Raw genomic sequence first — 9,358 nt, forward strand, 5'->3', positions numbered from 1 at the left:
AAACATTGATTCCACCGAGAGATGAAAGAAGTTGAAACTAATATACCTTACCCAAAAGTTCTTCTGACTGTCTCAAGTGCCGCGACGAAGTCGGAGGCATGAACCACGATGTGCCAGTCGTCCACTCTCGTCACCTCTCCCCTCGACTTTCCAGCCAGCTCGCCGTAGAGGCCCTGAATCTTTATCCTCGGCTCCGTCGTCGAGAGCTTGAGGGTAACCTCGACCGGCGTTCCGTTCTCCCAGACGATTCCGACCCTGAGACCGGCCCTGGTTTCCTTCCTCTTCCTCAGGCCGAGCTTGAGGTAGCGGAGCCTCTCCTCTGGAACACTGTTCTCTTCCGCTTTTTCCCTCAGGTACTCCTCCGCCAGGGTTAGGCCGTGGAGTCCGAGGGAGTAACTGAAAACAGGAATTCCGAGGTCCTTTCTTTTTCCCTTGTAGGCGTAGACCTCAATCCTACCCCTCGAGCCTTTTGAAGCTGTGTAAAACCCCTTTTCATCCTCTTTAAACTCTTCCAGCCCTGAGAGGAGCACATCGTAAGCTGAGAAGGGCAGTGAGAAGCTTGCCCACGTTCCCCACAGTCTCGGTGGAACCGAGAGAAAGCCAAGTTCCTCGAGGTGGTACTCTAGGGGCTTTGGCCTTATCACGAGGAAGCCCTTCTCTGTAACCTCGAACTCTATGAGAGCCCTCTCCTCGGGAATCACCGCGAACTTATCTTTCATTTCAACATCTTTGGCCTTCAGCAGTCTTCCCCGTCTCAGCTTTCGTCCTTCCATTGAGCTTGAAACCACCGGAACAGGGGTTTTCCTTCCGGTTTCCTTGTCGTAGGGCACCTTAAAGCCCGCCTTGAGAAGCTCCTCCTGAATCTCCAGCGACGATGGGAAGAACACGTTCATCCTCATTAGTTCAAACTCCATGGCGTTCACCTTTTACATTGTTCGGTAGTTTTTACTTTTTGCACTTATAAATGTTTCTCTTGGGAAGTTGTTCAAATGGAGGCTAACCTTAAAAGCCCTTTCGAGGAGCTAAGCGCGGTGGTGAGAATGGTTCACTGGGCTGACTACATGGCCGAAAAGATAATCCGCGAAAGGGGCGACAAGGAGGAGTACGTGGTCGAGAGCGGAATCACGCCGAGCGGTTACGTTCACATAGGCAATTTTAGAGAGTTCTTCACGGCCTACATAGTGGGCCACGCCCTGAGGGACAGGGGAAAGAAGGTCAGGCACATCCACATGTGGGACGACTACGACAGGTTCAGGAAAGTTCCCAAGAACGTCCCGCAGGAGTGGAAGGAGCACCTCACGAAGCCGGTCAGTGAAGTTCCCGACCCGTGGGGCTGTCACGACAGCTACGCGGAGCACTTTATGGAGAAGTTCGAGGAAGAGATAAAGAAACTTGGCATCGAGGCAGACTTCCTCTACGCGAGCGAGCTGTACAAGTCCGGCGAGTACGCCGACGAGATAAGGCTCGCCCTCGAAAAGCGCGACGAGATTAAGGCCGTTCTCGACAAGTACCGTGAGAGAGCTAAACAGCCACCCCTCGAAGACGACTGGCAGCCGGTTATGGTCTACTGCCCGAAGTGCAGGCGAGAGGCTAAGTTCGTCTCGTGGGACGGCGGGTGGAAGGTTAAATACCGCTGTGAGCACTGTGGCGATGAAGGCGAGACCGACATAAGGGAGGGCAACGTCAAGCTCCGCTGGCGCGTTGACTGGCCGATGCGCTGGGCCCACTTCAAGGTGGACTTCGAGCCCGCCGGAAAAGACCACCTCGCCGCCGGAAGCTCCTACGATACCGGAAGGGAGATTTCCGAGAAGGTCTTCGGCTGGAAGGCACCGATGACGCTCATGTACGAGTTCGTCGGAATCAAGGGGCAGAAGGGGAAAATGAGCGGCTCGAAGGGCAACGTTATCCTGCTTTCAGACCTCTACGAGGTGCTCGAGCCGGGGATAATCCGCTTTATCTACGCCAAGGCGAGACCCAACAAGGAGCTCAAGATAGACCTCGGCCTCGGCCTGCTCAACCTCTACGACGAGTTCGACATGGTCGAGAGGATTTACTTCGGCCTTGAGCACGCAAAGAACCCCGAGGAGGAAGGGGAACTCAAGAGAACCTACGAGCTCTCGATGCCGAAGGTTCCGGAGAGGCTTATCGCTCAGGCGCCCTTCAGGTTTTTGGTCACGCTCGTCCAGATGCCCCACCTTGACGAGGATGGAATAATCAGGGTTCTCCAGGAGCAGGGCCACGTTCCTGAAAAACTCGATGAAGAAGACCTTGAGAGGATAAGGCTCCGCATCAGGCTCGCCAGGAACTGGGTCGAGAAGTACGCCCCTGAGAACGTCAAGTTCAAGTTGCTTGATGAGCCGCCGAAGCTTGAGCTCAGGACCGAAATCAGGGAGGCGATGAAAGAATTAGCGGACTGGATTGAGGCCAATACCTTCACCGTGGATGAGCTCAACAACGCAATCTTCGACGTTGCCAAGAAGCGCGAAATCCCGAGCAAGGAGTGGTTTAAGGCGCTCTACAACCTCTTCATAGGAAAGGACCGTGGGCCGAGGCTGGCCCCGTTCTTAGCTTCCCTCGACAAGGAGTTTGTCGTCAGGCGCCTCCGCTTGGAGGCGTGATTCATTTTTTCGGTGTGTAAACCTGAAGGTAGGTGTGCTCGTTTATCTTTTCTTCTCCAACCTTCCGGAAGTAGAGCTTCGCGAGTAGTTCCACCGCCGTCTTCCCCCAGACGTTGAAGCGAACCCTGAAGGACTTCTCCTCGCTCTGAAACTCTATCAGGACGGTTTTCTCGTCCTTATCAGGCAAGACCTTGCTGACCCAGTATTCGGCCCCTATTACCTGCCCGTTCATGAGAACAGGAAGGAGCGCCCTCAGGTCTGTGAACTGGAGGATTAGCTTTCCGCCGGGCTTCAGAACCCTTGCCATCTCGCGGAACGCCTTTCCGAGGTCGAGGGGTTCGAAGTGAACGAGGTTGTCGATGAAGAGGACATAGTCAAAGGTGTTATCTTCGAATGGCAACTCCCTCGCATCCGCCTTGATGAACTCCACCTTTGAGCCCTTCTCTTTGGCAAAACCCCTTGCGAGGGAGAGCATGTAGTCGCTGTTGTCAACGCCAACGACGGTGAAGCCCAAATCCTCGAGCAGGAACGAGAAGCCCCCCGCCCCACAGCCGAGGTCGAGGACTTTCCCCTTTTCCTTCATGAACTTCATTAGGAGCGGTTCAAGGTCCTCAATCCTCCTCCTGTACTCGTCGGAATGGATGTCGCTGTAGGCTTTGAAGGCCGAATAGTACTCTTCGAACGTCATGTTTTTGAGTCCTCACGAGTCCTTAAATAGGTATCCGAAGTTTCCGGTGATGGACATGGTGGTGAGGATTAGCGCGCCGGCCCACCTCCACGCCGGGAATCCAGACCTGAGCGGGGACATGGGACGGCTCTACGGAACTGTTGGCTTCGCCATAGCAAAGCCGCGCCTCGAAATAGAGGTCAGAGAAGCTGAAGAAGACCGCTCCAACGACGAAGACGCGTTGAAGTTTCTTGCAAGGCTCCGCGAGCGCTACGACTTTCCGCCGGTCGAGGTTACCGTAAGGAAATACATCCCGAAGTGGGTTGGAATAGGCTTCCACACAACCCTCGCCCTGAGCATAGGAAGGGCCGTGAGCGAACTCTACAACCTGAACCTCTTGCTTGAGGAAGTGGCGCTAACTGTAAGGCGCGGTCTCATAACTGCCCTCGGCTTCTACGCCCTTAAGGTCGGCGGTTTCATCTACGAGGGTGGCTTCCCGGTGGACAAGCGTGAGAAGGTCGTTCCCCCGCTGATTTTCAGGGGCGACTTTCCGGGCGACTGGCTCTTCGTCGTGGCAATTCCCGAAACTCCAAGAAAGGCCCTCGCCGAAATCAGGAAGCGCGAGGACGAAATACTCGGAAGCCTCAAGAAGATGCCACCGGAGCTGGCCGACAGGCTGTCGAGGATAGTGCTCATGAAAATCCTGCCCGCGTTCGTCGAGCGGGACATCAAAACCTTTGGGGAGGGCCTCTACCAGTTCAACCACCTTCTCGGGGAGTTCTGGAGCGACTACCAGGAGAACGTCTACTGTTGTGACCTTGTGAACGAGGGGATAAAGCTGATGCTGAACGAAGCCTACTGCGCCTGCCAGACGAGCTGGGGGCCGACCTTCTACGGCCTCGTCAAAGGTCAGGCTCAGGCGGAAAGGCTAAAATCCCTCGTGGAAGATTTCCTCCGCGAGAACGGCGACGGCGGAGAGGTCTTCGTTACGGGCGTTGACAACAGGGGGATGGTGGTGGAGCGTGGTTAAGGCGATAGGTATAGACTCCGGGACGAAGAGTATGGATTTGTTCGGCTTCGACGACGAGACCGGTGAGGTAATAGTCGACGTCTCCGTGGACAGGAACAGGGTAACCGAGAATCCGGCTGTAATCGTTGAACTCCTCCGCGAGGTTCAGGAGGAGCACGGGAAGATTGACGCCATCGTCGGTCCATGCGGCTACGGGATACCGCTCAAACCCGCGAGGGAAGCCACCGATGCCGAGATAGCTTTAGCTACGTTCATAACCGAGGCCGATGTGAGGAGAAGGCTCAAGATAGTCGGTTTGAGGGAGCTCATGCTCCTCCTCAGGGAAGCCGAGGATTTGAACGTCTACTTCACCCCCGGCGTCATACACCTCCCGACCGTCCCGGAATGGCGGAAGGCCAACAGGATAGACCTCGGAACGGCCGACAAGGTCTTCACCGTTGCCCTCGCGATGGTGAGGGAAGCCGAGAGAAAGGGAATCCCCTACTCCGAGACGAACCTCATAGCGGTTGAGGTCGGCTTCGCCTACACCTCCGCGATGGCCGTCAAGAACGGCCAAATCGTTGACGCCATGGCCGGAACGGCCGGCTTCCCCGGCTACCTCGGAATGGGCTTCATGGACGGCGAATTAGCGTATGCGTTAGCCAACGCCCTCGATGACTTCGGAAAGCTCGTCCTCTTCCAGGGTGGCGCGTCCTACGTTGCCGGGATAGACCCGTTCTCGGTTTCGCCCGAGGAGTTCGTAAAGCTCGCGAAGGAGGACGAGAGGGTCGCGAAGGGCTACAGCGCCATGATAGAGGCCATCGTCAAGGACGTCTTCTCACTGCTTCCCTCCGTCAGGCCTGAGAGCATCTACATCAGCGGTCGCTTCTCGCGGATTCCGGAGTTCTTCAGCGATGTCAAGGATGCCCTTGAGGATGCCTTCGGGCGCTACGGCCTCTCGGTCGAGGTTCTCAAGCTCCAGAGCAGGGCGAAGGCCAAGGAAGCGGCCGAGGGGAGTGCGATAATAGCCAACGGCATAGCCGGCGGAATCTACAAAGAACTCGTTGAGAGCCTCAGGCTGGGGGAGAGCGGTGGCTCAATCTTTGACTGGGTAAACCTGAAGGGCCGTGAAAAGCTCAGAATTTTCGAGAAGCTAATCCTCTGAGCGAATTTTTTTGAGCTTAGCTTTTTATTCTCCCCCTCCAACTCCCCAAGGTGGTGCTCATGGAGTTCAACCTCATCATTACCGGAGTCGGCGGTCAGGGAGGCCTTACCCTCTCGAGAATCGTTGGAAACTCTGCCATGGTCGAGGGCTACAACGTTCGCATCGGCGAGACCCTCGGAATGAGCCAGCGCTACGGTAGCGTTCTCAGCTACCTCCGCTTTGGAGAGGAAGTTTATTCGCCCCTCATCGAGGAGGGCAAAGCCAACCTCATGCTCGCCCTTGAGCCTGCCGAGGCTTTAAGGAACGCTCGCTTTTTGGGTAAGGACAGCGTTGCAATAGTGAACGCCTACCCCATTCACACGGCGACGACCCTCGTCGGGAAGGAGCGCTACCCGGAGCTTGACGAGATAGAAAAAGCCCTCGGAAGAATCTGCCCGGTTCACAGGATGAACTTCCAGCGCGAAGCCGATAAGATAAACCCGAGAACTTTGGGCGTTCTGATGCTCGGCTACGCCTACGGGAAGGGCCTGATACCGCTCAAGCGCGAGAGCCTTCTTGAGGGAATAAGGCTGACCCTCCGCGAGAAGCTCTGGGAGATGAACTTTAAAGCTTTTGAGCGCGGTGAGGAGCTGGCCAAAGCTTGATTTCTGGTTTTCCGTTCGGTTTCCTCATTCTTCGTTGTGCTTTATGAAGAAGGCGTAGAACAGACCGGTCGCGAGGGCGTAGAGGAAAGCTGTAGCGTAGAAAGGATAGGCCAATGAAACCGCGAAGAGCGTTCCGCCGATGGAGTTGCCCACCCCGCGCATGAAGGTCGAGAAGGCCTGCTGTATCCCGTTGGCGGTGGCCTTCTCCTCGGTTTTGAAGAAGCCCATCATGAAGGAGCTGTTTATGGGCCAGATGATGTTCATCAGTATCGCCCTGAGGACGTAGACAGCTCCCGCGAGTGCAAACGTCTCTATCGAGGGGAATATCGCGAAAAGGAACGTTGCCATCCCCTGGAAGGACGTTATGACCTTTACTGGGCCCCATCTCCTCACGAGTTCCGGTAATCCAAAGGAGCCGAGGCCCATCGCCAGCTGCTGGAAGAAGAAAATCCAGCTTATCGCCTGGAGCGTTTCCCCAAACTTGAGTTTGAAGTAGAGGCTCATGAAGGGTATCGTTATCCCCGCGCCGAGGCCTATGAGCGCGCTTGGGAGCGAGAACTTGAGGATTTTGAGGACCAGGCTTCTCTCCCACTTTATCCTCTTCTCCCTGACCTCAACGTCCCTCACGAGGAGCAAAGCCGGAACGACGAAGACGAACTGGAGTATCGAGAGCGAGAAGGTTATCCTGTAGGCTGTCTCCTCCGCCAGCGACAGCCCCATGAGGTAGCCCGGCAGAAAGCCAGCCAAGAGAACGCCGAGGGAGTTGAAGAGCGTTCCCAGCCCAAAGCTCTTGGAAAACGCCTCGTGTCTCCTCTCATCCGGGACCAGCTCGCTCAGGTAGGCGTTGTAGTTCGGCTGTCTCAGCCCCATGTTGACTCCCACAAGGACAAAGCCGAGGAAGAGGACCGTTGCGTTCAAAGCGAGTACCTGGAGGAGCCTTCCGATGAGCCCGATGAGCGCGCTCAGGAGCAGGGTCTTTCGGTAGCCGAGATGGAGTGAGATGTGACCCGCTAAGAGTAGAAATACGCCGCTAACCAATGTCTGGACTGAAAAGAAGGCCCCCATTGCCCTCATATCATAACCGAGGACCTTGAGGTAGAAGGGCATTATGAAGAACGAGAACCAGAGGAACGTCTGGCCCAGTGCGTTCGCCGTGATTAGTATTTTCGCGTCCCTTCCGTACTCCGAGAGCATCGGTGAAACATTCCTCATAGCGTTTATAAGACTATCGAAGTGAAGCCTTTAACGGCCTACTACTATATAGCGTCGGTGCTAACTATGGAGTTCAGGAAGATACAATTTACCGGCAGGAGCTCGTATATAATATCGCTTCCAAAGAAGTGGATTCAAGAGCACAATCTAAAACAGGGGGACACGATACCCCTCTCTATAAACCCAGATGGCAGTATAACTATATTCCCTCGGGAGCCGAGAGAAGTCAGTGAGAGAAAGGTTCTCAACATCTCGAGGGAGTTCTCGCCGGACATGGCCGTGAGGCTCGTTATTTCTGCGTACATTCAGGGCTACGATATCTTTGAGATACACCTCGGAGAGGAGATGCCGATTTACAAGGTCAAAATAAGAAAGGTCCTCCAAAGCCTCCCAGGCGTTGAGATAATCCTCGATGAGCCCACGAGGATTGTTGCAAAGAGCCTCTTGGATGAGGATGAGGTAAACCTCGCGGAACTCCTGAAGAGAATTCGCTCCCTTGTCGTGTCAATGCTCGGAGACCTTGAGCTTCTCATTAAAGGGGAAGACGGCGAGATAAGGCGGGACATAAACGACCTCGAGAACGAACTCGACCGCTTCTACTTCCTCATAATCAGAACCGTTAACAGGCTTCTCAGCAAGCACACGGTTACAGAGGAGAGCGGAATCGTCAGGAGAACCTTTGACCTGCTGGGCATACTCTTCATAGTCAGAAACATCGAAAGGATAGGCGACCACATAATCAGAATCGCTGAGAATCCCGACGAAATAGACGTTCCGTACCTCAGGGAAAAGTTCGAAGCCATGGTCGACCAGATTGAAAAGCGGGACCTCAAGAGGGTGGACAAGCTCATGCTCGAGCTTAAAGAGCGCATAAGGGCCACAGACTACAGAAAATCAATAGCGATGGAAAGCTTCAGAAGAATACTCGAATACCTCGAGAACATAGGCGAAACAATAATCAACATGGCGCTCAGCTAGTCGTTTCCATAATCCTTTTAACCTTTCGAGCGTCCTTTTCTCAGGTGGTTCTCATGGCGGCAATAATAGTTCACGGTGGCGCGGGCACGATAAGGGAGGAGGAGAGGATTCCAAAGGTCATAGAGGGCGTTAGAGAGGCTGTTTTAGCCGGCTGGCGCGAGCTGAAGAGGGGTTCCGCTCTCGATGCGGTTGAAGAGGCCGTTAAAGCCCTTGAGGACAACCCAATTTTCAACGCCGGAACCGGGAGCGTTCTAACCCTCGACGGCAGGGTCGAGATGGATGCCGCTATAATGCGCGGGAAGACCCTTGAGGCAGGAGCCGTTGCCGGAATCTGGGGGGTCAAGAACCCGATAAGCGTCGCGAGGAAGGTCATGGAGAAGACCGACCACGTCCTTTTAATCGGCGAGGGTGCCGTGAAGTTCGCTCGCCTTCTCGGCTTCGAGGAGTACGACCCGGTAACGGAGGAGAGGCTCAAGCAGTGGGAAGAGCTGAGGAAGAAGCTCATCGAGAAGGGTGAAGTAAGGCACTGGAAGAAGCTCAACGAGCTCATCAAGGAGTTCCCCGAGGTTCTAAGGAGCACCGTTGGAGCGGTTGCCTTCGACGGCGATGAGGTCGTTGCCGGAACCTCAACCGGCGGGGTCTTCCTCAAGATGTTCGGCAGGGTTGGGGACACTCCGATAATCGGAGGCGGAACCTACGCCAACGAGGTTGCCGGCGCTTCCTGCACTGGTCTCGGAGAGGTTGCCATAAAGCTCGCCCTCGCTAAAAGCGCCACCGACCTCGTCAGGCTCGGACTCGACGCCCAGGCCGCGAGCGAAGCCGCGATAAGCCTCGCCACGAAGTACTTCGGCAGAGACACCATGGGCATCATCATGGTTGATGCAAGGGGCAACGTGGGCTTCGCCAAGAACACCAAGCACATGGGCTACGCCTTCATGAGGGACGGCATGGAGAAACCGGAGGCTGGTGTTTAGTGGTCTCGATGAGGAACGTCTGGCTCCTCAACATCTCGACCTTCTTTTTCTTCCTCGGAATAAGCGTCGTAACGCCAGTAGTTTCCCCGTT

Annotated in this window: 9 protein-coding genes; 6 read left to right on the top strand and 3 right to left on the bottom strand. The window is 55.2% G+C overall.

Annotated features, from left to right (window positions below; genetic code table 11):
* Window positions 1-47 precede the first annotated feature (47 nt).
* Window positions 48-914, bottom strand: coding sequence for a PhoI (locus MVK46_RS05600; protein ID WP_297535658.1), 867 nt, complete (start codon window positions 912-914; stop codon window positions 48-50).
* A 126-nt stretch (window positions 915-1,040) separates the two neighbouring features.
* Between MVK46_RS05600 and lysS the strand changes: the two genes are divergently transcribed.
* The gene (gene lysS, locus MVK46_RS05605) at window positions 1,041-2,618 is read left to right on the top strand and encodes a lysine--tRNA ligase (protein ID WP_297535665.1); all 1,578 of its coding nucleotides are present in this window, start codon (window positions 1,041-1,043) and stop codon (window positions 2,616-2,618) included.
* A gap of 1 nt (window position 2,619) precedes the next feature.
* Here the strand turns inward: lysS and MVK46_RS05610 are convergent, their stop codons facing one another.
* The gene (locus MVK46_RS05610) at window positions 2,620-3,306 is read right to left on the bottom strand and encodes a class I SAM-dependent methyltransferase (RefSeq protein WP_297535659.1); all 687 of its coding nucleotides are present in this window, start codon (window positions 3,304-3,306) and stop codon (window positions 2,620-2,622) included.
* 49 nt (window positions 3,307-3,355) lie between these two features.
* On the opposite strand from MVK46_RS05610, the gene MVK46_RS05615 reads away from it, so the two are divergent.
* From MVK46_RS05615 to MVK46_RS05625, 3 genes are read left to right on the top strand one after another with little or no spacing between them, the layout of a single operon-like run.
* Complete coding sequence (locus tag MVK46_RS05615) at window positions 3,356-4,315, top strand: beta-ribofuranosylaminobenzene 5'-phosphate synthase family protein (protein ID WP_297535660.1); 960 nt, start codon at window positions 3,356-3,358, stop codon at window positions 4,313-4,315.
* The gene (locus MVK46_RS05620) at window positions 4,308-5,459 is read left to right on the top strand and encodes a DUF1464 family protein (RefSeq protein ID WP_297535661.1); all 1,152 of its coding nucleotides are present in this window, start codon (window positions 4,308-4,310) and stop codon (window positions 5,457-5,459) included. Before MVK46_RS05615 ends, MVK46_RS05620 begins: the two co-directional genes overlap by 8 nt.
* Before the next feature lie 59 nt (window positions 5,460-5,518).
* Window positions 5,519-6,103: an indolepyruvate oxidoreductase subunit beta gene (locus MVK46_RS05625; protein ID WP_297535666.1), complete on the top strand. Its 585-nt coding sequence runs from the start codon at window positions 5,519-5,521 to the stop codon at window positions 6,101-6,103.
* Between the two features lie 24 nt (window positions 6,104-6,127).
* On the opposite strand, the gene MVK46_RS05630 is transcribed toward MVK46_RS05625, so the two are convergent.
* Window positions 6,128-7,297: an MFS transporter gene (locus MVK46_RS05630; RefSeq protein WP_297535662.1), complete on the bottom strand. Its 1,170-nt coding sequence runs from the start codon at window positions 7,295-7,297 to the stop codon at window positions 6,128-6,130.
* An 84-nt stretch (window positions 7,298-7,381) separates the two neighbouring features.
* Between MVK46_RS05630 and MVK46_RS05635 the strand changes: the two genes are divergently transcribed.
* Window positions 7,382-8,293 carry a phosphate uptake regulator PhoU gene (locus tag MVK46_RS05635; RefSeq protein ID WP_297535663.1) on the top strand — a complete coding sequence of 304 codons (912 nt, stop codon included), beginning with the start codon at window positions 7,382-7,384 and terminating at the stop codon, window positions 8,291-8,293.
* Window positions 8,294-8,346: 53 nt separating this feature from the next.
* Window positions 8,347-9,267 carry an isoaspartyl peptidase/L-asparaginase family protein gene (locus MVK46_RS05640; RefSeq protein WP_297535664.1) on the top strand — a complete coding sequence of 307 codons (921 nt, stop codon included), beginning with the start codon at window positions 8,347-8,349 and terminating at the stop codon, window positions 9,265-9,267.
* The last annotated feature ends 91 nt before the right edge of the window (window positions 9,268-9,358 follow it).

The organism is Thermococcus sp., from assembly GCF_027066465.1.
In the GTDB taxonomy this organism is placed as follows: domain Archaea; phylum Methanobacteriota_B; class Thermococci; order Thermococcales; family Thermococcaceae; genus Thermococcus.